Below are 24,187 nucleotides of genomic sequence, written 5' to 3' on the forward strand. Positions count from 1 at the left end.
CGAATGACATTCACGACAGGGGCCCGATCCAGGAGTTGGGCCCGCATCGTCTCCGCGCTCGCTTTTGCCGGCGCCTTCAACGCCGCCGGGGCCTCGGAGGCAACGCCTGCAAAAGTCTCGGGCTCGACGGCGCTGGCGCTCGCGGGCGTGATCGCGCCGCTGTCGCCGGACCTGACCGGCGCCGAGAAGAAGGCGGTGGCGATGCTGTTCGCCGCCAATGCCGAGATTCCCTACAAGAAGCCGATCGTGGTGACCGCGGACAGCATCGTCTGCCGCACCGGCAATGTCGACATCACGCTACGCAACTGCGAGCTGGCCTTCGGCAAGAAGAGCAGGACCGTGAACGGCTCGACGGCCAATGAAATTTTCGCGACAGAAGCGCTCGCCGGCATTCCGTCCGATGGTGCGGCGGGATCGAACTTCGAGAGCCTGAGCAAGCTGAGCTGCACGATCGACCCCAATGCCATCCGCCGGAGAGACGGCAGCGGGGCCGACTGCACGTTCCAGCCGGGGAATTGAACTGCGCATGGGCAAGAACATGGGCAAGAAACCGGGTGCCGTGAAATCGCCTCAAGACCAACTAACTAATAAGGCGAATTGAAAAGACAGGCCAAACGCGCGAGCCCATATCGGGCACGCAGGCCGGCACCAACATACCAACATGAAGAATTATCTCGCTTTTTTTCTCATCCTGGGCATGACGGCAGCCTCCGCACACGGTCCGTCGCCGGCGCGGCTCACACGGCCGTCCGATCTCGTCCGGGTGGGGCTCACCGACAACGACACGACCGCCGGTGGCACCGCGCGGCTGTGCGAGCAGATCTCCTTCTCGCGCGGGCTGCGCTACGGCGAGAGCGAAGCCAACGTGCTCGACGTCGCCACCAGCAGCGAGACCAAGGCGGATACGCCCCGGCCCGTGCTGCTGTTCGTGGGGGGCGACACCTTTACCGGCGATCGCGGCGCGCCGGACCTGTCCCGCGAGATCCAGGACCAGGCGATGTGCTTTGCCGCGCGTAACGGCATGATCGGCGTGCGCGTCAGCTATCGCTTTGCGCCCTCGGCAACCTGGCCGATGGGTGCGACCGACGTCGCGGCGGCGCTGTCCTGGGTCCACGGCAATATCGACCTGTTCAATGGCGATGCCCGCGAGATCGTCGCGGTCGGCTACGGCGCCGGCGCCTTCCATGTCGCCACCTTGCTGGCGCATCCCGAGTTCCAGACCGACCGGGCCGACGTCGCGGCCGTCGTGCTGGTGTCCGGGATCTACCGCGCTGGCAAGGACGCGAACGACAGCGAGAAGGCCTATCTCGGCACTGATGCAACCCAATATGACAAGCGGTCGGTCTTCCCCGGCATCCTCAACGTCGACGCGCCGATCGTGCTGGCTTGGGCCGCGAATGATCCCGCGAGCCTCGTGGCGCAGGGCGAGACCTTGAAGAAGACGCTGTGCGGCGCCGGCCACTGCCCGCGCAGCGCGCTGCTGCGCAGCCGCGACGGTATCGCCGCCGCCTTCGGCCTCGACGGCTCCGGCGACAGCCTCGCCGAACCGACGCTGCTGCTGGTGCATCAGCTCGAGGCGCGCGGGCTGCCGTAGCGGCGCGTTGCGGGCGGCGTGCCGATCCACTCGCACCTTTTGCTGAGCTACCCCTCTCCCCCGCCCTCCCCCGCATCCGCCTTGGCCAAGGCTACGGCGGACAAGAGGGGGGAGGGCTAGGGAGAGGGGTGCCACACGGGGACTCTCTCAGAGAAGACTGCCGGAGCCCGTCAACACGGCTGTCGCTTCGTTCGACTGCGATGCGTCGCCTTGAAGCGGGCGATCAAGCCACAGGTTTGACAAACGCTTGACGTAGATCAAGCGGACTTGGTGCGGATTGAGCCGACCTCTTGGAGGGGCCAATATCAAGGTATCGAGCATGCGCGTCATCGGCAGGATGCTGTTCGTTTCGATGATCGCTATCGCGTCGCTTGGCGCGATGTCCGAGCAACGCGCCGAGCAACCCGCGAACGACGACGAAATCCGCATCGGCAATGTCATGCCGTATTCGGGACCGCTCTCGGAATTCGGCGCCATCGGCCAGGCGGAAGCCGCCTATTTCGACATGATCAACGCGCGCGGCGGCATCAACGGCCGCAAGATCCGCTTCATCACGCGCGACGACAATTCCGATCCGGCCAACGCGCTGGAGCTGACGCGCAATCTGGTCGAGAAGGACGACGTGCACCTGATGTTCGGCTCGTTCGGCACGCCCGGCAATATCGCCACGCGCTGGTACCTGAACGAGAAGAGAATCCCGCAGCTGTTCGTCGCCTCCGGCGACGAGGAGCTGAGCCAGGCCAAGGCGTTTCCCTGGACCATGGGCTGGCAGCCCTCATTCCGGTCGGAGGGGCGCATCTATGCCAACTATATCCAGGCCTATTATCCCAAGAAGAAGATCGTGGTGCTCTGGCAGAACGACCAGTTCGGACGCATGCTCTACAGGGGCATCCAGGAAGGTCTTGGCGACCTGAACCGCCTTGTCCTCGTCGACATCGCCTTCGACATTGCCGATGAGCATCTCGAAGGGCACGTCTCGATCCTCAAGCGCGCTGGCGCCGACATCTTCGTCTTTCTCGGCGTGCCGTCGACGGCGTCCAAGGTGATCAAGCTGGCGGCGTCACTCAAATGGCGCCCGGTCATCATCGTCAACGACGCCTCCGCCTCGATCGCCAACGCGATGGCGCCCGCGGGCCTGGAGAATTCGGCCGGCGTGATCTCGGCGGCCTTCCTGAAGGATCCGAGCGACCCCGCATGGAAGAACGACCCCGCCATGAAGGACTGGTTCGCCTTCATGGACAAGTACCACCACGTCGAAAGCACCAACAACACCGCGGCGCTCTATGGCTACGCCGCAGCCGAAGCGCTGACGCAGGTGCTGAAGCAATGCGGCGACGATTTTTCGCGCGAGAACATCATGAGGCAGGCGGCCTCGCTGAGGGATCAGCAGCCCTCCGTTGCCTTGCCCAACATCAGGATGAGCACCTCGCCGAACAGCTACCTGCCGATCAGGCAGATGCGGCTGGTGCAGTTTGACGGCAGGTCGTGGCAACCTTTTGGCGATGTGATCGAGACGGCGTTTACGGAAGGGGCGGCGCGGTAAGCTTCACGTGGACGTGGGTTGGTGCAGCGCGGCGTTCAAGCACGCACCTTTTGCTGGCCCCCCCCTCTCCCCCGCCCTCCCCCGCAAGGGGGAGGGAGCGCAGTGTGCCGCGCCGTGAGGGCTGGGCTCAGAAGCTCAATGAGTTCACAGAACCAAATCCAACCGCACGCTCAAATGCGTTCCCTCCCCCCTTGCGGGGGAGGGTTAGGGAGAGGGGTGCCACACGGCGCGCTCTCAAGAGGAGTCACGCAAGACTGCGCGCGCCGTCTCACGCCGGCTTCAGCGAAGCCAGCGCGCTTTCCAGTAGCGAGCGCACCCGCGCCGCATCGCCTGACTTCACCACGGCGGGGTCGAGATAGAGCTCGAGGCCGGGCGCGCGCTCGGTGATGACCCCGCTCCGCTCCGCCGCCGCATCGTTGAGTGCGTCGACCGAATAGGGAATGATTTCGCGGCTGATGCCCTTCATCGTGATCGCGGGCAGCGCGTGCGCGCGAACGATGTCGCTGACCAGCGCAAAGGTCTCGTAGCTCAGCACGATGCCACCGGGCTCGGCGATCGATTGCAGGCGCGCGGCGAGGTTCGCTTCCGCGCCGATGATGGTGTAGTCCATGCGGTCGCTGCTGCCGAAATTGCCGACATTGCAATAGCCGGAATTGATGCCCATGCGCGAGCGGAACGGCTGCTCGATGCCGGAGGCGCGCCACTTCGCATTGAGCTCGGCAAGGCGCTGTTGCATGCGCCAGGCCATCTGCAGGCATGCCTGCGCGTCCGCACGGTCGCCCCTGGTCTCGGGGTCGCCGAAGAAGATCAGCATGGCATCGCCGATGAACTTGTCGATGGTGCCGCCATATTCATGCGCGATCGCCGACATCTCGGTGAAATATTCGTTGAGGAGCTGGGTCAACAATTCCGGCTGAAGCCGCTCCGCGGTCGCCGTAAAATTCTGGATGTCGGAGAAGAAGATCGTCAACTTCTTGCGCTCGGTGTGGATGGTGACATCCTTCTGCCCGCTGAAGATGCTCTTGTAGACCTGCGGCGGGATGTAGCGCGAGATCTTCATCGACAACGAAGCCAGGAAGTCGTTGGCGGATTCGAGCTCCTTGTTCATGCCCTTGATGCGGCCGGCCTGGCGGCGCTGGAGCGAGAGGAACGACAGGCCGCAGCCCGCGGCGATCAGGAAATAGGCCAGCAGGAACTTGAACGAGAAGATGTTGGCGGCGATCGGCTGCGCGATGATCACCTCCTGGATGCCTCTGATATCGCCGACCTTCCAGTCCTTCTTCGGGCTCTCGGGGTGGCTGTTGTGGCAGCTGACGCAGGCCGGGCCCATCGTGACGGGCGCGACCAGCCGGACCTTGTCGGAGAACAGCGAGGTCTCGGTCTCGACGATCTTCTGCTCGGGATCCCTCCGAAGCGCGTCGAGCGCGTCCTTCTCGAATTTGTCGAGCTGGTGCGCGGCGCGGTTCTGGAACGGGAAATCCGAGACGAAGCGGTAGGCGATGTTCTCCTGCTGCGCGCCGATCACCCGTCCGAGCTCCAGCGACAGCGTCGCCGGGATCGGGATCGCACCGGGGACGGATTCGTAATTGTGCACGACCCTGGTGGTGCCATCAGGGTTGGCCAGGATGCGGCCGACCACGTTGGACGCATAGTAGCTGCGCACGCTCGTGATCACCGAGTTGAGGTCGGCGGCCTGCCGGCGCAGCGCGGTCTTGCTGAGGTCGGTCAGGTCCAGCCATACCGCGAGCGGCAAAGCGAGCAGGAGCAAGGCGATCACGGCCCCCGTGAGGATGCCGCTCTTGCGCTGTTCTTCGGAGATCTCTTGTTTCACGCTGTGGCTCCGTCGTGTGCGATCTTGTCGCAAATCCCTGGAATTCGCGGCAAGAGCTTGCGGCGGCACAGAGCCCGCAAGTGCGAGGCCGCGCAACCCCATTTCATGGTGGGTCGCAGCAAATGGCTTTTCGTTTCATGGCGAATGTTTAAGATCGACATTAACCTGCATTCACTCCGCCGGGAGATACTCCATATGACCGAGACCATCCGCATCAGGCGCTTCAACGCGCGCCCCGTGATCGTGCCGATGAATTTGCCGCTCAAGACCTCGACCGGCGCGGTCGCAAAGGCGCCGCTGGTGCTGATCGACTGCGAGACCGACCAGGGCGCGGTGGGACATGCCTATCTGTTCTCGATCACGCCGTCGGCCTTGAAGCCGCTGACGGCGATGGTCACGGAAATGTCAGAGCTCGTCGCCGGCGACGAGCTGCTGCCGTTCGAGATCGAGCGCAAGCTGACCCAGCGCTTCACCCTGCTCGGCCTCGCCGGCCTGCAGCGGCTGGCGCAATCCGGCATCGACATGGCGGCATGGGACGCGCTGGCGCGCAGCAAAGGCCTGCCGCTCACGCGCCTGCTCGGCGGCGCGCCGAAGCCGGTCAGGGCCTACAATTCGAAGGGGCTCGGCATCATGCCGGCGGGCGCCGCGGTGGACGAAGCCCACAAGCTGCTGGCCGAAGGTTTTCACGCCGCAAAGATCCGCGTCGGCCGGCCCGATGCGCGGGAGGATCTCGCCGTGGTGCGCGCGGTGCGCAAGGCCGTCGGCGATCAGGTCACGCTGATGTGCGACTACAACCAGGCTCTGACGGTCACCGAAGCGATCCGCCGCGGCGAGATGCTCGACGACGAAGGGCTGACCTGGATCGAGGAGCCGATCCGCCACGACGACTATGCCGGCTGCGCCCGCATTGCCGATGCGCTCCGCACGCCGGTCCAGATCGGCGAGAATTTTGACAGCGCCTTCTCGATGCAATCAGCGCTGTCCGCGGAAGCCTGCGACTACGTGATGCCCGACGTCCAGCGCATCGGCGGCGTCACCGGCTGGCTCCGCGCCGCCGCGCTCGCACATGCCGCCGGCATCGAGATGTCGACGCATCTGTTCTCGGAGGTCAGCGCGCATTTGCTCTGCGTGACGCCGACCGCGCATTGGCTGGAATATGTCGACTGGGCCGACGCGGTGCTGGCGACACGATTGCAGATCAAGGACGGCTTTGCCCTGCCGGGCGAGGAGCCCGGCAACGGGATTGCGTGGGATGAGGCGGCGGTGAAGAAGTATCTCGCCGGATAAGACCGCCTCTTACGACCGAACAGCGGCAATCATACTCAGCTCGACGGGAGCGCCCCGCGGCAACTCGGCGACGCCGACAGACGTGCGCGTGTGACGACCGCGATCCCCCAAGCGCTCGATCAGCCGGTCGGAGGCCCCATTCATGACTTGCGACTGCTGGGTAAATCCAGGTGCTGAAGCAATGTATCCAACGAGCTGCAGGACCTGGACGATCCTGTCCTCTCCGCCTGTTGCGTGATTGACAGCCGAAATGCAGAGATCGGCGCAGAGAGCAGCGGCCTCCTGCGCGGCCGCGATATCGACATTTGCGCCGACCTTGCCCGCATACAGCAGGTCTTCGCCGCGACGCGGCAGCTGACCACTGACATACGCAATTCCACTATGGATGATCACCGGCAAATAGTTGCCACCGGGCTTGTTCACGCTGCTCATCTCGGAAACCTGCCTTCTCGTCACGTCCGGCGAAGCGACACGTTTCGCCGAACGCCGCAAATTGCATCTCACCAGGCTCGTCGCCGTAATGGATGACCGGACAATGGCAGGCGGAGAGTCACGGATCAAGGCTGCGAAGCATTTGCATGCCGAAGGCGGTGCGCATCCAGCCCGACAAGGTCTCGCCACCGCGCATTGCGCAGCGGCGGCGGGCGCGATAACGATGCCCCCATGTCCACATGGCGGCCCCACCCTCACGTCCGCGTCGTCGCGATCGGCCTGCACTGGCGGGGCGGGCGGCTGCTCGCGGCCGAGGTGCGTGACGATGCAGGACGGATCAAGGGCGTCAGGCCGCTCGGCGGGGAGATCGAATTCGGCGAGAGCTGGCGGACTGCGCTGGTGCGCGAATTCAACGAAGAGCTCGGCATGGACATCACGATCATCGGCGAGCCGCTGGTGATGGAGAACATTTTTGTGCACGAGGGATCGACCGGGCACGAGGTGATGTTCATCGCGGAGGTCGCGCTTCCAGACGGCGCGTTCAGCGGCCAGGACCGCATCGATTTCCGCGAGGATAACGGCGAAGAGATCGTCGCACGCTGGTTCGATCTTGCGGAGCTCGACGTGGAGGGTGGGCCGAGCCTTTATCCGGCGGGACTGAAGGGCTTGCTGCGCGGGAGATAGACCTGAGGACGTCGCTCCCTCCACATCGTCATTGCGAGCGCAGCGAAGCAATCCAGGCTATCACCGTGGAAAGATTCTGGATTGCATCGCTGCGCTCGCAATGACGGAGTGCTACCAAACCTCCGCGCCGGGGATCTTCTTGCGCACCGCCATGCGCTGGATCCAGATGCAACGGCGGACGGATCTGTTGGAGCGGCCGACGGCTGATATCCCCTCGCCGGCCTGAAGCAGTGGCGCCACGTTCTGCCGCAGCACGCGGCAGCGCTGGAGCTCGGCCTGCCAGTCGACGATCGCCGCATCGGCGCATGACGCCATCAGCGCCAGCATTGCCATGGCAAGGCAGCTTACCCGCATCATTTGTGTCCCCTTCACCGTGATCCCCCGGCCTCGCGCCGGTAGCGAAAATCGCAATGGCTGGCGCCTTGCATGATGGTCTGCGTGCGCGTGAGCCTGACGTCGGGACCAAACCCGTCCGCGGTCGCGAAATCGGCGGTGCAGACCAGGAGGAAGCCGAGCTCCGGTTCGCCCAACGCCTTGTAGAACTCGGCATAGGCGCATCGCGTCACGTCGAACGCGAAGGTGTCTTCGGTCTGCGCTACGACGTCATAGGCGAGGGCATCGTCGCGGGCATAGGTCTTGAACGCCGACGACACGGCCTTGCCGAGATCGGTCTTGTTCTCGGTCTCGTTCTTCGTTTTCCAGAACGCCTCACCGAAGCCGCGATAGAGATCGCCGAGCGCCTTGCGCACCAGCGCGTTGGCGCGCGCCTCGCCGAGTTCGGCCTGCAATGCCTTGACCAGCGGCACCAGCACCTGCGCCTGGATTTTTGCTTGCTCGATGACGGAAACGCTCATGGGCAGCCTCGCTCGTCTCTCGTTGCTGCGACTCTTTGGCCCTGTGACCTGGCACACATTTGCGACCATCTTAAGGTTGTATGATGGTCCAGTATAACCGAAGCCGGCCAGGCGCCCGACATTCATTTTGATGATCTCATTTTCGAGCACGGAGAAGGAAGCAATGCTTCGGCCAGTTCGCAGGGCTCGCCAATTTCGCGACCGCACATTTGCTCGAACCGCAAGTTGAAAATCACGATCGATTCACGCAGATCCGTTCAGTATCCGGCCCGACCAACAACGTAAGCCCGATCGATGCACGTAGTCGGCACGCGCGCATGAGCGCGCGTGAACGATGTTGTCATGCCCGGCATCGGGCAGATCACGAGACGCGATCGGGATCACGAGACGCGATCGGGATCACGAGGCGCAATAGCGCAGGACTCACCTGCCAGGACTCACCTGCCCGGACAGCCGGCCCGGGGAAATGCCGGCATCGACAGTTGCAGCATCGCGAGGGATCACCATGGACGAGCCCAAACCACTCACCAGTGCATTCACCAAGACCGCGAATTTCTCCATCCACGAGGTCGATGAAGCATTCAGGGCTGCCGCACGGCCGGCGGCGGCCGCCGCAGCGGCAGCGGCAGCTCCCCCGCCGGTCACCCTGCCGTCGCCCCTCGGTCCGCTTGCGGCCTTCAAGGGCACGTTCACGGGTAGGGGTTTCAACACGATCTTCCGGCCGGAGAGCAAGATCACGCCGACACCGATGCCGGGACCAGTCAACACGACCGATCCCGACGACAACGTGCTGGAGCTCAATCTCACCGACGAGACGCTCTCCTTCGAACCCAGCCTCGGCTCGATCCCCAATCGCGGCTCCAACCAGCAGAGGGACGCATTCCTGAACGGCGTGCCCTATCTGCAGACCATCCGCGACGTCACCACGCAGGAGCCCGTGGGCATTCACTTCGAACCCGGCATCTGGTTGGCGGTGCCCGCCACCACCATTCCGAACGAGCCGTTCACCGTTGCGCGCATGGCATCGATCCCGCACGGCACGACGATCACTGCGCAAGGCACCGCGCTGGCTCCGGTCGCCGGCAAGCCAACCATCGCGGCGATCGACATCACCCCGTTCGTCGGCGGCAATCCGGGCAACAAGATCGCATTCCAGAACCAGACCGCGACCAACAACACGACTCGCAGGCTGCCTCAGGATCTGACCGCGCTGATCGCCTCCGGCAGGCTCACCCAGGCCATGATCACCGATCCGAACACGGTGCTGCGCAATCAGATCGCGCATCAGACCATCACGCAGACCATCGTCATCGAGACATCCACGAAGCCCGGCACGCCGCTGTCCGACGGACCGCTGCCGGCCATTCCCTCGCCTGGACCTCATCCCACCGCGCCGAACTTCGCGGGCGGCACCGCGAATATCGCATTCCTCGAGGGGCAGCCCAATCCGCCGCCAGGCGGCGGGAGCGCCAACGCCAACGCCTTCCAGATGGACGCGGTGTTCTGGATCGAGACGGTGGTTTACGACATCGACGTGCCGGCCCTGCCGCCGGGAACGCCGCCGGTGATCCTGCAACCGCGCCAGAGAAGCAACGTGCCGCTGGTTCCGAGCTTTGTCGCCGCAATCCCGTTCGTGCCCAACAAGGGATTCAAGGGCGGCCACGTCAGGGTGGCGACGACGCAGATCCAGTATTCACAGAAGGTCATGCTGGATTTCGCCGGGCTGACCTGGCCGCACGTCTCGGTCGCATCGCTGGTGCCGGCCGCACCCGTGCCGATCCCGGATCATCTGTTGCCGCTGACGTGAGGCGGATGGCGGTGTGACGACGAAGCGCCACGTTCCGCGGCATCGGGACGTGGCCTGAACCAACGCATCCGTGATGCAACGGTGACCGCCGCTCGCGCGATCCTGAAAAGCCGGCGAGACGAACAATGGTATGATCATTGTCATCCAAAAGAGAGATGAACATGCCCCCTTCCAAGATGTCTCGAGGCTCGATCAGGCTACGGCCGTTTGCGCGGCGCCGTCATCTTGCGGCAATTGCCGCAGCGCTGTTTCTCGCGGCGACGGCCTGGTCGGCCGGACCGGCGCTGGCCGCGGCAGATGATGCGGCGGCACGAGCCATCTTCGAAAAGTTCATTGCCGCGCAGAATGCGCACAACGCGGACGATGTGAAGGCCATGCTGTGGAATTCGCCCGGCACGCTGTTGTTTGCGAGAGGCATCGAGACAAGAGGCCGAGATGCGGTCGCGGACCGCTTCAAGGGCTATTACGAGGGCACCTGGCACCTCGAACCCGACATGTCGAAATTCCACGTCGCCGTGATCTCGAACGAGGTCATGCAGGTCCTCGTTCCCATCGTCTTCACGCGCGGCCTTCCCGGCAAGCCAGCCCAACAGAATACGTTTCTGATCAGCCAGACCTACGTGCGGGATGCGAACGGCTGGTCAGTCGCCTCCGTCCTGCCGGTCGCGAACACGGAACTGAAATAGCCGCGATCGAGAATCGTAGCCCGGATGGAGCGCAGCGTAATCCGGGACGGCGTCGGAGAGGATACACCCCGGATTGCGCTTCGCTCCATCCGGGCTACACGTTCGCTTCGCAATTTCGGATTGTTGGGCTTGCCTTGCCGAAGCTCGTGGCGGGCAGCCCGCCTGCGCCCTTTGGGCTTCGGCGTGGCATCCTTCTCTCGCTTTGCGAGCGAAGGATGGTGGGCGCGACAGGGATCGAACCTGTGACCCCTACCATGTCAAGGTAGTGCTCTCCCGCTGAGCTACGCGCCCTAGATATCGTCTAGATCGGGTCGGGTCCCTATAACGGCTCAGGGGAGCCGGTGCAAGGACCGAAGGGAGCCGATTTAGGCCGCCAGCATCTTGTTCACTTCGCTGACCAATTCGCGCAGATGCACGGGTTTGGACAGCACCTTGGCGTTCTTGGGGGCGTCCGAATCCGAGTTCAGGGCGACCGCGGCGAAGCCGGTGATGAACATGATCTTGATGTCGGGGTCGAGTTCCGAGGCCCGGCGGGCGAGCTCGATGCCGTCCATCTCCGGCATCACGATGTCGGTCAGCAGCATCTCGAACGGCTCTTCCCGGAGCCGCTGATAGGCGGCCATGCCGTTGTCGTGGGACGAGACCTGAAAACCAGCGTTTTCCAGCGCCTTGACCAGGAAACGGCGCATGTCGTTGTCGTCTTCGGCGAGCAGGATTTTGGGCATGGCAGGAAACGTCAAATCCCCAGAGGATATCAGCAGAGGTTACTAAGCCCGACAGAGGGTAAATTTGGGGTGAAAATCTTTACCCTGGGCTGGCTGCGCTGCCGGTCACTTGTGAACCCGAATGCGGCACGAATCAATCGAGCCGCGCCGGCGTATCCCCGCTTCCCTGCCCACACGGTTAAGACATGTTCCAGCGCCGATCACATCTTTTCGCTTGGCAGAATGGTTGCGATTCCAGACAATGACGACACATAAGAGCCGCTCCACCGGCCGAATCAATTGATCCGAGACCCGGATCCCGCGGCGCGAAGGGACGAAGCCTGAGAAGATGACCCGGTTTGACGGCGACGTGTCGCCCGCCTTCGAGATCGTGGAGCCCGCGCAATGGCGCGCGCCTGTCATCTTCAACTCGCCCCATTCCGGCTCGACCTATCCGGACGAATTCCTCAGCGCCTCCAGGATCGACCTGACGACGCTGCGGCGGTCCGAAGATTCCTTCATGGACGAGCTGATCGGCCATTTGAGCGAGCGCGGCTTTCCGACCGTACGGGTCAACTTTCCCCGCTCCTATGTCGACGTCAATCGCGAGCCCTATGAGCTCGATCCCCGCATGTTCACCGGCCGGCTGCCGAGCTTTGCCAATACCCGCTCGATGCGGGTCGCCGGCGGGTTAGGCACCATCCCGCGCGTGGTCGGCGACGGTCAGGAAATCTACCGCGAACGCATCCTGGTCGACGATGCGCTGGCGCGGATCGAGACGCTGTACAAGCCCTATCATCGCGCGCTGCGCCGGCTGATCAACAAGGTGCACCAGATGTTCGGCACCGTGGTGCTGGTCGACTGCCACTCGATGCCCTCGGTCGGCGTCAGCAGGGACGAGCCGCGGCGGCCCGACATCGTGATCGGCGACCGCTACGGCACGAGCTGCACGCCGCTGCTGCCGGACAGGGTCGAGGAGACCATGGGCGGCCTCGGCTATTCGATCGGCCGCAACAAGCCCTATGCCGGCGGCTTCATCACCGAGCATTACGGCAACCCCGCAAGCGGCCTGCACGCGGTGCAGCTCGAGCTCAACCGCGCGATCTACATGGACGAGCGGCGGCGCGAGCGCAGTCCGCGCTTTGCGCAAGTGGCAAACGACTTCGGCGTGCTCGCCGACGTGCTGGCGACGACGATCCCGTTCGGCGATCTCGGCCCGTTCCAGGCCGCGGCCGAATAGACGCGAGCCGTCGCCGCGCGATCGCGTCGCCGATCAAACATCAGATCAAGCTGCCAGCGTATCGTGCGCCGAATCTTCGCTTCGCGTTTTCGCGCGCTCGAAGTGAAGATCGAGGCTCAAAGAAAAAAGGGCCGCTTCTGATGAAGAAGCGGCCCAAGTCTAGGGAGGAAACGCCCAAGGAGGGCAGCGGTAACGCAGAGCGCTACCGCACCGCAACAATATGCGGCCGCGGCGCACAAAGTGCAAGGCCTTTTGAGCCGTTTCCCATGCAATATGCACATGGCTCATTTGCTTATAGCGAAACCCAGATTCAGTTTCTTTGATAAGGAAATTCAATGGGTTGATAACCGTTTGCATACGAACAAGGCATGCTCGGAACTAAGTTTTCAACTCTGTGATCGATATTTGGCCAGCATATGACTGGGATGTGGCAACCGGTTGCGGCATCCAAAATACCAGGGTGCAAATCAACTCAACGCTGCACGCGAGAAGCGAATTGAGCTAGGCAAGAGCGAGCTTCACCCGACTTTCGTTTTGAGGATGCGCCGTGACGGTGATCGACTTCTCAGCCTTCATCGGACGGCTCGCCACCGCGTCCGGCGAAACCATCCTGCCGTTCTTCCGCACCTCGCTGTCGATCGACGATAAGAGCAAGACCAAGGATTTCGACCCCGTGACGGAGGCCGACCGCGCCGCGGAGGCGGTGATGCGCCGGCTGATCAAGGCGAGCTTCCCCCAGCACGGCATCGTCGGCGAGGAATTCGGCAATGAGCGCGAGGACGCCGATTATGTCTGGGTGCTCGACCCCATCGACGGCACGAAATCCTTCATCGGCGGCTTTCCGATCTGGGGCACGCTGATCGCGCTGCTGCACAAGGGCGCGCCGGTGTACGGCATGATGCACCAGCCCTTCATCGGCGAGCGCTTCTCCGGCGACAACGGCTCGGCCACGTATAAAGGCCCGTCCGGCGAGCGCCGGCTCCAGGTCCGCCGCTGCGCCGCGCTGTCGGAAGCAACAAGCTACACCACCAGCCCGCTGCTGATGAACGAGCGCGACCGCGCCATCTTCAGCCGCATCGAACAGGGCGCGCGGCTGTCGCGCTACGGCGGCGACTGCTACTCCTATTGCATGCTGGCGGCCGGTCACGTCGATCTCGTGGTCGAGACCGAGTTGAAGCCTTACGACATCGCGGCCCTGATCCCGATCGTGACCGGCGCCGGCGGCGTCGTCACCACCTGGGAAGGCAAGCCGGCGCAGGGCGGCGGCCGCATCATCGCGGCCGGCGACGCCAGAGTTCACGAAGAAGCACTGAAACTGCTCAACCAATAACAATCGCGAGCGGGAGGCTTGCATGACCATTTCACGCAGGCTGCTCGTTGAATTGTTCTTGGGATTGGTCCTGCTGCTGCCGTCATTGGCATCGGCGCAGAATTTTCCCGCAAAACCGATCAAGCTGATCGTGCCGTTCCCGGCCGGCGGTCCCAACGACATCATCGCGCGGGTGATCGGCCAGCGCATGTCGGAGCTATCAGGGCAGCCGGTGCTGATCGACAACCGCGGCGGCCAGGGCGGCGTGCTCGGCACCGACGCCGTCTCGAAGGCCGCGCCCGACGGCTACACCATCGCCATCTCCTCAGCCGGCGCGCTCGCGATCAGCCCGAGCATGGAGCGGGTCGCCTACGACACTTCGAGCGACCTCGCGCCGGTGACGCTGGTTGCGACCGTGCCGGAAATGCTGGTCGTCGCCACCAACGTGCCCGCCAAGGATATCGGCGAGCTGATTGCGCTCGCCAAGGCGCAGCCCGGAAAGCTCAATTTCGCCTCTTCCGGCCCCGGCAGCCTGCCGCACCTCGCCGGCGAATTGTTCAAGCTGACGGCGAAGATCGACATCGTCCACGTGCCCTATCGTGGTGCAGCTCCCGCGGTGAACGATCTCTTGGGCCAGCAGGTGCAGATGACCTTCCTGGATCTTCCGGTGCTGCTGCCGCAGGTCAAGGCCGGCGCGTTGAAGCCGATCGCGGTCGGCTCGGCCGAGCGCTCCGCGACCGCGCCCGACGTGCCGACCACCGCGGAAGCGGGCTTTGCTGATCTTCGCATCGAGAACTGGTACGGCATGGTGGCGCCCAAGGGCACGCCGAAGGAGATCGTCACCGCGCTGCATGGCCTGGCGACGAAGGCCATGGCGGATCCCGCGGTCAAGGAAAAGCTCGCCGCCCAAGGCGCGACGCTGATCGGCGACGAGCCGGAGCATTTTCGCAGCTTCATCGCGGACGAGACCAAGAAGTGGGCGAAGGTGATCAAGGACGCCGGGGTCGAGACGGCGAAGTAGCGCGCGGTAGGCGAACGGCCTCACAACGCGACAGGTGCGTTCCCTCCCCCTTGCGGGGGAGGGCTAGGGAGAGGGGTTCACACGGGGACTCCATCGATCTCTCTTCTTCGCGACAGAGGTACCTTTTCCTGGGCCACCCCTCTCCCCCGCCCTCCCCCGCAAGGGGGGAGGGAGCGCAGTTGTGCGCACAGCCGCAGCGTAGGCTCACATCCAAAAAGCCGCCCTCACACCGCCGCCGCCCGCAAATGCTCCACCAGCATCTTGGCCGGCCTTGGCAGCGCCTTGAAGCTGCGTGCGCAGATCACGAGCTTGCGGTTGGCGAAGGCATCGCGCAGGCGGACCATGGCCAGCGGCATCAGCTTGGCGCAGCGGCGGGCGGCGGATATCGGCACCAGGGCGATGCCGACGTCAGCGGCGACCATCTGGCAGATCGCGTCGAAATCGCGCAGACGCGCACGGTAATGCGGACGCATGCCGAGCCGGGCGGCGTGCTTCGAAATGTGCATCTGGAGCGCAGTGGCACTGGTGAGCCCGACAAAATCACAAGCGGCCGTCTCCTGAAAATCGATCTGGCGACGGCCCGCGAACGGGCCGCGCCGCGACGTCACCAATGTCAGGTGGTCTTCGCTGAAGACGAAGCGCTCGATATGGTCGGGCAGCGCGTGCTCGGCGGCAAAGCCGAGATCGGCGGCACCGGCGGTGATCGCTGCCGCGATATCGGTGCTCTCGCGCTCCTCGATGTCGATGGCGACGTCGCGATGCTCGCGCAGGAAGCCCGCCAGCGCCTTCGGCAGATGCTCCGACAGCCCCGAGGTGTTGACGAGAAAATGCACGCTCGCGCGCACGCCGCTGGCAAAGCCGGCGAGATCGCCGCGCATGGCGTCGACCTGGTGCATCACGACCCGCGCATGGTCGAGCAGGCTCTCGCCCGCCGCAGTCAGCTCGACACCGCGCCGCCCGCGCTTGAGCAGCGCGACGCCGAGCGCGTCCTCGAGCCCTTTTATGCGCGCGCTGGCAGAGGCCAAGGCGAGATTCGATCGCTCGGCGCCGCGGGTGATGCTGCGCTGGTCGGCGACCGCGATGAACAGCTGGAGGTCGACGAGGTCGAAGCGCATGGCTGGATTCTCCTCAGCCTCCGCCAAGAACGAAGGCTGTCTCCGTAACCTCCAGATTGTGCCCGCGCGCGGCTTCGGTCAATGTGCAAGATATGATCGACCCGCTCCTCATCCTCATCGCCGCCGTCTTCCTGATCGCCGGATTCGTCAAGGGCGTGGTCGGGCTCGGCCTGCCGACCGTGTCCATGGGCCTGCTCGCGGTGAGCATGGCGCCGAGCCGCGCGATCGCCATCGTGATCGTGCCCGCCATCGTCACCAATATCTGGCAGACCTTCTCCGGCCCCTATCTGCGCGACATCCTGAGGCGGCTGTGGCCGCTGATGATCGGCACCGTGATCGGATGCTGGCTCAATGCCGGCGCGCTGACCGGTCCCCATGCCCGTTACGGCACGATCGTGCTCGGAATCCTGCTCGTGATCTACGCGATCATCGGGCTCAGCAAATTCGAGTTCCGCGTCGCGCCCCAGAACGAGAAATGGGCCGGCGGCGTGGTCGGCGTGATCACCGGCGTGATCTCGGCCTCGACAGGCGTGCAGGTGATCCCGTCGATGCCGTTCATGCAGGCGATCGGCATGGAGAAGGACGAGCTGGTGCAGGCGCTCGGCGTGTTCTTCACGACGGCGACGCTGGCGCTCGCCTTCAATCTCACCGCCGGCGGCTTGCTGACGCCGGCGAACGCCGTGCCGGGCGCCGTGGGCATGGCCATGGCCTTTGCCGGCATGTTCGTCGGCCAGTTGGTGCGGGCGCGGATGCCGGCGGAAGCGTTTCGCCGCTGGTTCCTGATCGCGATGATTTTGCTCGGCGTTTATCTCGCGGGCAGTGCACTGCTGAAGGAGTTCGCCTGAGGCTTAAGATTTGGGCTCGTAACCCGGCACCCATTTTTCGTGCTGGGGCAGATCGTCCTGGATCGTCCACCACGGCGCGCGCGACGAGGTGAAGACGTGGAGGCGGGGCCTGACATCGGGATCGTCATCGAGCAGGCCGGCGGGAATGCTGACGGTCGGCAGATAGCTCGCCTTGCCCGGCGTCAGGCAACCGCAGGTCTTGCAGCGATGGCGGAAGCTCCCCGGTGCGGATTCGTAAGCCACCGTCATGTCCTCGCCGGCAACAAAGCGAAACTTGTCGGCATCGACATGGGCGTAGGTGGCGAAGGCGGCACCGGTCAGCTTGCGGCAATTGGCGCAATGACAATGCGTCAGCGCGCGCACCTGATCGACCTCGAAACGCACGGTACCGCACAGACAGCTTCCACGAACCATTGAAACCTCCCCGCGCAGCCTCTATCGGGCCGACTGCGTGCTGTAACCATCATTCGTTCGAACGAGTTATCGCGTCTCCAGCATGGCGACGCGGATGCCGAGATAGATGAAGAGGCCGCCGAGGGCGCGGTTGACCCAGGCGATCGCGCCCTCGGAGCTCCGCAAGCGATGGGCGGCCCTTGCCGCGAACGCCGCCAGCACCAGGCACCACAACGTTCCCGTAAAAATGAAGATCAAGCCGAGCGTCAGGAAGGCGAGCGGCTTGTGCAGGGAATCGGCTGCGACGAATTGCGGCAGGAAGGCCAGGAAGAACAGCGCGACCTTGGGATTGAGCGCGTTGGTGAAGACGCCCTGGAGGAAGACCCGCCGCAGCGGGCTGCGCACCGGCTCGTCGATGACTGCGGCCAGCGCCGGGCGCGACCACAGCATCTGAAGTCCTGTCACGACGAGATAGGCCGCGCCGACCAGCTTCAGGATCGAGAAGGCGGTCGATGAGGCCATCAGCAGGGCCGAAAGGCCGATTGCCGCGCCCGCGACGTGGAAAAAGCAGCCGAAACTGATGCCGAGCGCGGCCGCGGCACCGCCCCGCCAGCCCATCTGCATGCTGCGGCCGATCACGTAGACCGAGTCCGGGCCGGGCGTGATGTTGAGCAATATGCCCGACAGGATGAAGAGCCAGATTTCGTGAATGCCCAGCATGTGAGGTGCCCCCGTCAGCCCTGAAAGGCGGGCTTATTCGGTCCGGCCGCCGCCGTCCATCGCCAGAATTGCGGGGAATTTACCTCAAATTTGCAATGCGGATGATGCTTTCGCTCGGCCTTATCTGCTTTATAAAGGCTGGGTTCTTGGCAATGCGGGATTCGAGGCGACTGCCACGCCGTGGCCGGTCATCGGTCCCGTCCAAGTCTCTTGGAGCTCCGGACTATGGAAAGACGTCTGGCCGCCATCGTCTGCGCCGATGTCGCCGGCTATTCGCGCATGATGGGCAGCGACGAGGCCGGCACCCATGCCGCCTTCAAGGCCCATCGCAGCGCGATCCATCCCATCATCCTCAACCATGGCGGCCGCGTCGTCAAAAACACCGGCGACGGCTTCCTGCTGGAGTTCGCGAGCATCGTCGGCGCCGTCGAGGCCGCGATCGCGATGCAGACGCTGATGGCGGAGCGCAACCATCACCTGCCCGCCGAGCGCGCCATGCAGTTTCGCCTCGGCATCCACATGGGCGACGTCATCGCCGACGAGGACGAGGTATTCGGTGACGACGTCAACATTGCCGTCCGCCTCGAATCGGTGGCGAGCCCCGGCGGCTTCGCCATCTCGGCCAAGGCCTACCGGGAGGCGAGCAAACACCTGACCGCGCTGCTGGTCGATGCCGGCAACCATCGCTTCAAGAACATCAAGGACCCGGTCGGGGTCTGGACCTGGATGCCCGAGGGTGCGCCGGCGCTCGCGCCCGAGCTCCGGGAGGCGTCGGCGCTGTCGCAGCAGTACCGCACGGCGATCGTCGGCGTGCTGCCCTTCGCCAATCTCAGCGACGCCCAGGACGAATATTTCTCCGACGGCCTTACCGAGGATCTGATCCACGCGCTGTCGCTGCAATCCTTCTATCGTGTGCTGAGCCGCAACTCGACCTTCGCGTTCAAGGGCAAGAACACCGGCACCCGCCTGATCGCGCGCGAGATCGATGCCACCTATCTGATCCAGGGCTCGGTGCGGCGCGCCGGAGCCAAGATCCGCGTCACCGCCGAGCTGATCGCGCCGGAGACCGGCGAGCAGCTCTGGACCGGCCGCTACGACCGCGACATCGGCGACCTGTTCGCGATGCAGGACGAGATCACCACCAATCTGTCCGCCGCCATCGCCACCGAGATCGTTCGTGCCGAGGCCTCGGCGCCGGCGCGGCTCTCCACCGACGTGACCGCCTGGGACCGCTTCCTCAAGGGGCTGTCGCACTACTACCGGCAGACCAAGGAAGACCTGGCCACCGCCGTCGGCCTGTTCCGCGAAGCCATCAGCCTCGACCCCAAACTGTCGATCGCGCACGCCTATCTCGCCACGATCCAGATCCAGAGCATCCAGTTCGGGTGGGTCAAGGGCACGCGCGAGATGTGGGCCGAGGCGATGGCCCTCGCCGAGACCAGCGTCCGGCTCGACCCGCGCTCCTCCTTCGCCTTCTCGATCCTGTCCTGGGCGCATGCCATGGAGGCGCATTACGAGGCCGCGATGGACGCCGCCAAGCGCGCGGTCGCGCTCAATCCCTACGACAACGGCGCACGCGGCGTGCTCGGCATCTGCCATTTCGTCATCGGCGAGCACCGCGAGGCGATCGAGCTGTTCTCGATGGCCGCACAGCGCGACAACAGCGATCCGCGCTACCAATGGGCCGCGCTGAACGCCTTCAGCCATTATCTGCTGGGGCAATACGACGCGACCCTGTCCTGGGCCCGCGAGCAGCTCTACATCAACCCGAACCACATGCAGGCGCTGGCGATCCGTGCCGCGGCGTTGGCACAGTTGGGCCGGGACGATGAGGCGGGCGAGGCCGTCGGCGTGCTGATGCGCAACTACCCGACACTGAATGTCGATCGTCACTTGCGCAATTTCCACTGGAAGCGGCCCGAGGACCTTGCCCATTACCGCGAGGGACTTCTGAACGCGGGCGTGCCGCTCGGCAAGCTGACCCTGGTGCAAAGCGACGTCAAACGCGCGGCCGAGTCCTGACAGGCGGGCCTTCTCGGTCCCGACCCGGTCCCTTCGCAAACCGCGGGCCGACTTTTATTGACAGGACCGTGAATTCAGCCACACTTCTTTACACGCTGAAGTAGTATAGGTTGCTGTCGGTTTGTTAGGACTTTCCGCGCTTGATCGGCGCGTCTTCATTTCACGATTCGCTGTTTTCAGGATTTTGGGCCATGAACGACCCCGCCTCGAAGCCTCCCTTCGATCCCTCGATCCAGGTCTCGCCAGACAATCCCTGCCCCTTCCTGCGCGGCCTCGTCGGCGAAGGTTTCGTCGACGGCGGGACCGTGCCGATCGGCAAGCTATCGCAGACGATCGCGAATGCGAGCGGTGACAAGGGGCTGATGAAGATTGTGGCCCGCGTCGAGACCCGCGGCATCGCGCTGATCGCCAACGGCTTCGGTCACATCCTGAAGAGCATCTTTTCGGGCGCACAGCTCGATGCGCTGCGCGGCGGCCCCCTGGACAAGCGCGGCGCCGGTTCGCGCATCCTCGGCGTCGACGGCAAAGTCAACGAGGATCAGATCGCCCGCCTGGCCAGCTTCGGCAGGGTCTATTCCGATCCGAACGGCGGCGGTACTGAGCCCGGCATCAACGCGTCGGAAATACAGACCTACATGCGCGACAACCTCAAGCGAGCCGGGAGCGCTGCGCGCTGGTATTATCGGATATTGATGCAATTCGAATGGCCCATCCTGCTGAAGATCATGGGCAAGGGCGAAGGCGAGAACCGCTATCTCGGCATCGCCGACGTGCGTACGCTGTTCAACGAGCGCAAATTTCCCGCGCGCATCAACCAGCGGGTCGTGTCGCAGCCGGTGCTGTCGACCTGTCAGCGCGTGGTGCGGGGCGCCGTCAAGCTCGCGGCCCTGCTGATTGCCCTAGGTCTGGTCGCCCTCGTCGCGGTCGCCGAATTCCCCAACCAGGTCCGCGCCATGCTGCCGCAGAAGGGGATCCTCGTGAATCTTCTGCCGCCGCCCCTGCCCGCGGTCCCCGAGACGACCGCCGCCTACTGGCTCGAGCAGAACTGGTCGCTGAAGGACCGGCACTGGTTTCATCATGCCAGCCAGGGCACCGCGACCTTTCCAGTGCCCTATGAATGGTTCATGGCGCTGGAGCAGCCGCGCCTTCGCCTGTTCTCGCGGCCGGGCATGATGAAGGATAGCGCCTATCTCGAGCGCTTCGGCTTCATCCCGAGCCCGCAGTCGATCCAGACCGACGCGACGACGCTGCGCCGCTTCGGCTACGCCAATGTCTATGAGACGACGCAAGTGCCGGATTGGTCGACGAGGTGGACCCCCGCCGAGAACGTCGACGGCCTGCCGGTCGGCTTCGCACGGATGACCGGCGTCGTCGATCCCGCGACGGGCCATCACGAACAGGACAAGATCGGGCTGACTTGCGCGGCCTGCCATACCGGCCAGATCCACTATCAGGGCATCGACGTCCGCTTCGACGGCGGCCCGGCCATGACCGATCTGAAGAAGCTCGAGCTGTCGACGGGCCTGTCGATCGCCTACACGCTGTACGTCCCGTTCCGCTTTCAGCGTTTCGCCGATCGCGTGCTCGGGAGCGAAGCCAGCAAGGCGGACCGCGACGCGCTCAAGCAGAAGCTCGGCGCGATCGGCAAATTCCTGATCGACTGGCAGAACAAGTACAACGAGACGATCGAGAGCAAGAAGACCTGGGACGGCAAGCAGCAGAAGGACACCGAGGAAGGGTTCGGCCGCCTCGACGCCCTCAATCGCATCGGCAACCAGGTGTTCTCGCAGGATCTCGCGCTGAGCGGGGTCAAGGGATTCGAGAAGAACCTGCATGCCCAGGACGCACCGGTCAGCTTCCCCGCGATCTGGACCGTGCCGTGGTTCAAGTTTGCCCAATATGACGCCTCGATCGAGCAGCCGCTGATCCGCAACGCCGGCGAAGCCTTGGGCGTCAACGCGCTGCTCAACCTGTCCGATGCCTATCCGGAGGACAGGCTGTGGCGGTCCTCCGTTCACATCAGGACGCTCGGCTGGATCGAGGACATGCTCAGGGGTCCCGATCCGTTCAAGCCGGCCGATCCCTCGGCCGATCCGAAATTCGGCGGTCTGCTGGCGCCGCAATGGCCCTCGCAGATCCTCGGCGACGCATGGAGGATCGATCAGAAGAAGGTCGACAATGGCCGCAAGATCTACGCGGAGATGTGCGCTGGATGCCACCTGCCGGCCGTCAACACCAAGGCCTTCTGGTCCTCGGGACATTGGGAGCCGAGCGGCGACAGCAAGGTCCTGAACGCGGTGACGATTCCCCTCGACGAGATCAAGACGGATCCCGAACAGTCGCTCGTGCTCGGCAAGAGGATTGTCGACGTGCCCGGCTTCCTGAAGGTGAATACAGCCGACCTCCAGAAATGGTGGCAATGCGACGTCTCGACGGCGAGCACCTCGCCCAACGAGATGGTCTATGCGCTCGGCCTCATGACGGTGGTCGATCTCGTCGCCCGCAAATGGATGGACGACGAGAAGGTCCCGGACGCCGAGCGGGCGAAATTGTGGAATCTCGCGCGCAAGAACTGTCTCAATCCGACGCCCGAGCCGCGCTATCGCGCGCGTCCGCTGAACGGGATCTGGGCAACGGCGCCTTACTTGCACAACGGCTCGGTGCCGTCGCTCTACTGGTTGCTGAAGCCGCAGAACGAGCGCCCGCAAGAATTCTGCATGGGGCGCCGCGACTACGATCCCGTGACGGTCGGCTTTGCGGTCACCGCGGGCGAGAAGTGCAAGATGGGCGAAACCGAGTTCTCGATGAACGGACCTGACGGCAAGCCGGTCCAGGGCAATAGCGTGCGCGGCCATTCCTTCGAGCGCAAGGAAGGTGAACCGAGACGCCCGGGCGTGATCGGCCGCGAGTTCAAGAACGACGACGAGCGCTACGAGCTGATCGAGTATCTGAAGACGCTGTGAGGCAGAGAAGGTTCATCGTCATGGCCGGGCTTGTCCCGGCCATCCACGTTCCTTGATCGCGCAGCAAGGCGTGGATGCCCCGGGCCTTCGCCGCGCCGAAGCGGCTTCGGCCGCGCAGGCGGGACAAGCCCGGGCATGACGGAGATTGTGGAACGATCAGCCGTCCTCAGGAAGCTTCCGCCACCTCACTTGAACAGCGGCGTGCCCGGCACGAAGGCGTCGAAGGCGGCCCAGAACTGTGAGCGGTAGCGGTCCTGCTCCTGGAGGATCTCGTGCTTGGCGCCGGCGATCACGAGATGGGAGCCGGCGCGCAGGTGATAGGCAAACTCCTCGATCGCCGCGGTCGAGACCACGGTGTCGCTGGAGGCCGCCAGCATCAGGATCGGCTGGCGGATCTCGGATGGGTAGTTCTTGCCCTTGAAGGTGTTCATGGCGCGGAAGGCGGTATCGGCCCAGGCGACCGTCGGTGACGCGAGCCCGAGCGTCGGATCCTCCTCCAGGATCGCGGCATTGCGCGCATAGCGCACGGGATCGCTGGTCAGCGGATTGTTGATGAAGGGATTGAGCCCGGTGATGTGGTCGGTGCCGCCGGGGACATAGCGACCGCCCATCCCCATCAGGCGCATCGTCTTTAGCAGCGCCCGCGCCGGAAACGAGGTGGCGCGGCCGGGCAGGTCGATCATCGGCGCCGACAGCACCATGCGGTCGAACCAGCGCTTGCCCGCGTGCGCCACCCGCAGCATCACCGTGCCGCCCATGGAATGGGCGAGCGCGAAGAAGGGCGGCGGGCAATCCGGCAGCACCACCTGCTGAACGAAGGTCTCGACGTCGATCTCGAAATCGGAGAAGTCGCGCACATAGCCCTTGCGCGGATCGCGCAGACGGCGCGAGGAATGGCCCTGCCCGCGCCAGTCGATCATCGCCACCGCGAAGCCGCGGTCGCGCAGGTCGCGCACGGTCTCGAAATATTTCTCGATCTGCTCGCTGCGTCCGGTGAAGACGCAGACCGTGCCCTTGCGGTTCGCCGGCGGCGCCCAGCGCGCAAAGCGCAGCTCGGCGCCATCGGGTGTCTTGATGGTGCCGCTGACGACGTCTTCGGGAACGGGATTGGACGGAATCGAGATCAGCGTCATTGGG

22 protein-coding genes and 1 tRNA gene are annotated in these 24,187 nt (G+C 64.4%); 13 read left to right on the forward strand and 10 right to left on the reverse strand.

Translation table 11 applies throughout. The features are described from left to right. Window positions 1-3: 3 nt before the first annotated feature. From AC5ZFO_RS26270 to AC5ZFO_RS26280, 3 genes are all read left to right on the forward strand, one after another. The gene (locus AC5ZFO_RS26270; RefSeq protein WP_282521877.1) at window positions 4-519 is read left to right on the forward strand and encodes a hypothetical protein; all 516 of its coding nucleotides are present in this window, start codon (window positions 4-6) and stop codon (window positions 517-519) included. Window positions 520-661: 142 nt separating this feature from the next. Then, entirely contained in the window at window positions 662-1,594 is a 933-nt protein-coding gene (locus tag AC5ZFO_RS26275) for an alpha/beta hydrolase (RefSeq protein WP_282521876.1), read from the forward strand. Window positions 1,595-1,913: 319 nt separating this feature from the next. Further along, window positions 1,914-3,137, forward strand: coding sequence for an ABC transporter substrate-binding protein (locus AC5ZFO_RS26280; protein WP_282521875.1), 1,224 nt, complete (start codon window positions 1,914-1,916; stop codon window positions 3,135-3,137). Window positions 3,138-3,405: 268 nt separating this feature from the next. On the opposite strand, the gene AC5ZFO_RS26285 is transcribed toward AC5ZFO_RS26280, so the two are convergent. Further along, window positions 3,406-4,968, reverse strand: a complete 1,563-nt coding sequence (locus AC5ZFO_RS26285) for an adenylate/guanylate cyclase domain-containing protein (protein ID WP_496122802.1) — start codon at window positions 4,966-4,968, stop codon at window positions 3,406-3,408. A 195-nt stretch (window positions 4,969-5,163) separates the two neighbouring features. On the opposite strand from AC5ZFO_RS26285, the gene AC5ZFO_RS26290 reads away from it, so the two are divergent. Continuing rightward, complete coding sequence (locus AC5ZFO_RS26290; protein WP_282521873.1) at window positions 5,164-6,255, forward strand: enolase C-terminal domain-like protein; 1,092 nt, start codon at window positions 5,164-5,166, stop codon at window positions 6,253-6,255. A 9-nt stretch (window positions 6,256-6,264) separates the two neighbouring features. Here the strand turns inward: AC5ZFO_RS26290 and AC5ZFO_RS26295 are convergent, their stop codons facing one another. After that, on the reverse strand, window positions 6,265-6,687 hold the full coding sequence (locus tag AC5ZFO_RS26295; protein WP_282521872.1) for a RidA family protein: 423 nt from the start codon (window positions 6,685-6,687) through the stop codon (window positions 6,265-6,267). 231 nt (window positions 6,688-6,918) lie between these two features. Here AC5ZFO_RS26295 and AC5ZFO_RS26300 point away from each other — a divergent pair, with 231 nt between their 5' ends. Next, window positions 6,919-7,371 (forward strand): NUDIX hydrolase, encoded by a 453-nt coding sequence (locus AC5ZFO_RS26300; RefSeq protein ID WP_282521871.1) that lies wholly within the window; start codon window positions 6,919-6,921, stop codon window positions 7,369-7,371. Between the two features lie 111 nt (window positions 7,372-7,482). Here AC5ZFO_RS26300 and AC5ZFO_RS26305 read toward each other — a convergent pair whose 3' ends face one another. Continuing rightward, entirely contained in the window at window positions 7,483-7,728 is a 246-nt protein-coding gene (locus tag AC5ZFO_RS26305) for a hypothetical protein (protein WP_282521870.1), read from the reverse strand. 11 nt (window positions 7,729-7,739) lie between these two features. Continuing rightward, window positions 7,740-8,225, reverse strand: a complete 486-nt coding sequence (locus AC5ZFO_RS26310; protein WP_282521869.1) for an L-2-amino-thiazoline-4-carboxylic acid hydrolase — start codon at window positions 8,223-8,225, stop codon at window positions 7,740-7,742. A 505-nt stretch (window positions 8,226-8,730) separates the two neighbouring features. Between AC5ZFO_RS26310 and AC5ZFO_RS26315 the strand changes: the two genes are divergently transcribed. Both AC5ZFO_RS26315 and AC5ZFO_RS26320 read left to right on the forward strand, forming a co-directional pair. Continuing rightward, a complete protein-coding gene (locus AC5ZFO_RS26315; RefSeq protein ID WP_496122803.1) occupies window positions 8,731-10,032 on the forward strand; it encodes a heme-binding protein in 1,302 nt (433 codons plus the stop codon). 161 nt (window positions 10,033-10,193) lie between these two features. Continuing rightward, complete coding sequence (locus tag AC5ZFO_RS26320) at window positions 10,194-10,718, forward strand: Cif family virulence factor (protein ID WP_282521867.1); 525 nt, start codon at window positions 10,194-10,196, stop codon at window positions 10,716-10,718. 216 nt (window positions 10,719-10,934) lie between these two features. Here AC5ZFO_RS26320 and AC5ZFO_RS26325 read toward each other — a convergent pair. Beyond that, a tRNA-Val gene (locus AC5ZFO_RS26325) sits at window positions 10,935-11,009 on the reverse strand. A gap of 74 nt (window positions 11,010-11,083) precedes the next feature. Beyond that, window positions 11,084-11,443 carry a cell cycle two-component system response regulator CpdR gene (gene cpdR / locus AC5ZFO_RS26330; protein WP_007597092.1) on the reverse strand — a complete coding sequence of 120 codons (360 nt, stop codon included), beginning with the start codon at window positions 11,441-11,443 and terminating at the stop codon, window positions 11,084-11,086. A 328-nt stretch (window positions 11,444-11,771) separates the two neighbouring features. Here cpdR and AC5ZFO_RS26335 point away from each other — a divergent pair, with 328 nt between their 5' ends. From AC5ZFO_RS26335 to AC5ZFO_RS26345, 3 genes are all read left to right on the forward strand, one after another. Beyond that, window positions 11,772-12,662 carry an N-formylglutamate amidohydrolase gene (locus tag AC5ZFO_RS26335; protein WP_282521866.1) on the forward strand — a complete coding sequence of 297 codons (891 nt, stop codon included), beginning with the start codon at window positions 11,772-11,774 and terminating at the stop codon, window positions 12,660-12,662. A 547-nt stretch (window positions 12,663-13,209) separates the two neighbouring features. Next, window positions 13,210-13,992: a histidinol-phosphatase gene (hisN, locus tag AC5ZFO_RS26340; RefSeq protein ID WP_282521865.1), complete on the forward strand. Its 783-nt coding sequence runs from the start codon at window positions 13,210-13,212 to the stop codon at window positions 13,990-13,992. A gap of 22 nt (window positions 13,993-14,014) precedes the next feature. Beyond that, a complete protein-coding gene (locus AC5ZFO_RS26345; protein WP_282521864.1) occupies window positions 14,015-14,992 on the forward strand; it encodes a Bug family tripartite tricarboxylate transporter substrate binding protein in 978 nt (325 codons plus the stop codon). A gap of 224 nt (window positions 14,993-15,216) precedes the next feature. Here AC5ZFO_RS26345 and AC5ZFO_RS26350 read toward each other — a convergent pair whose 3' ends face one another. Then, complete coding sequence (locus AC5ZFO_RS26350; RefSeq protein ID WP_028148086.1) at window positions 15,217-16,107, reverse strand: LysR substrate-binding domain-containing protein; 891 nt, start codon at window positions 16,105-16,107, stop codon at window positions 15,217-15,219. A gap of 92 nt (window positions 16,108-16,199) precedes the next feature. On the opposite strand from AC5ZFO_RS26350, the gene AC5ZFO_RS26355 reads away from it, so the two are divergent. Further along, window positions 16,200-16,952, forward strand: a complete 753-nt coding sequence (locus tag AC5ZFO_RS26355) for a sulfite exporter TauE/SafE family protein (protein ID WP_282521863.1) — start codon at window positions 16,200-16,202, stop codon at window positions 16,950-16,952. A 3-nt stretch (window positions 16,953-16,955) separates the two neighbouring features. On the opposite strand, the gene AC5ZFO_RS26360 is transcribed toward AC5ZFO_RS26355, so the two are convergent. Together AC5ZFO_RS26360 and AC5ZFO_RS26365 are read right to left on the reverse strand one after the other, a co-directional pair. Next, on the reverse strand, window positions 16,956-17,366 hold the full coding sequence (locus tag AC5ZFO_RS26360; protein ID WP_282521862.1) for a GFA family protein: 411 nt from the start codon (window positions 17,364-17,366) through the stop codon (window positions 16,956-16,958). Window positions 17,367-17,432: 66 nt separating this feature from the next. After that, complete coding sequence (locus AC5ZFO_RS26365) at window positions 17,433-18,065, reverse strand: LysE family translocator (RefSeq protein WP_282521861.1); 633 nt, start codon at window positions 18,063-18,065, stop codon at window positions 17,433-17,435. Between the two features lie 225 nt (window positions 18,066-18,290). Here AC5ZFO_RS26365 and AC5ZFO_RS26370 point away from each other — a divergent pair, with 225 nt between their 5' ends. Then, the gene (locus AC5ZFO_RS26370) at window positions 18,291-20,087 is read left to right on the forward strand and encodes an adenylate/guanylate cyclase domain-containing protein (RefSeq protein ID WP_282521860.1); all 1,797 of its coding nucleotides are present in this window, start codon (window positions 18,291-18,293) and stop codon (window positions 20,085-20,087) included. Between the two features lie 191 nt (window positions 20,088-20,278). After that, window positions 20,279-23,050, forward strand: a complete 2,772-nt coding sequence (locus AC5ZFO_RS26375; RefSeq protein ID WP_282521859.1) for a di-heme-cytochrome C peroxidase — start codon at window positions 20,279-20,281, stop codon at window positions 23,048-23,050. Window positions 23,051-23,235: 185 nt separating this feature from the next. On the opposite strand, the gene AC5ZFO_RS26380 is transcribed toward AC5ZFO_RS26375, so the two are convergent. After that, complete coding sequence (locus AC5ZFO_RS26380) at window positions 23,236-24,183, reverse strand: alpha/beta fold hydrolase (protein ID WP_282521858.1); 948 nt, start codon at window positions 24,181-24,183, stop codon at window positions 23,236-23,238. Window positions 24,184-24,187 lie beyond the last annotated feature (4 nt).

It is taken from the genome of Bradyrhizobium sp. Unk1 (assembly GCF_059512345.1).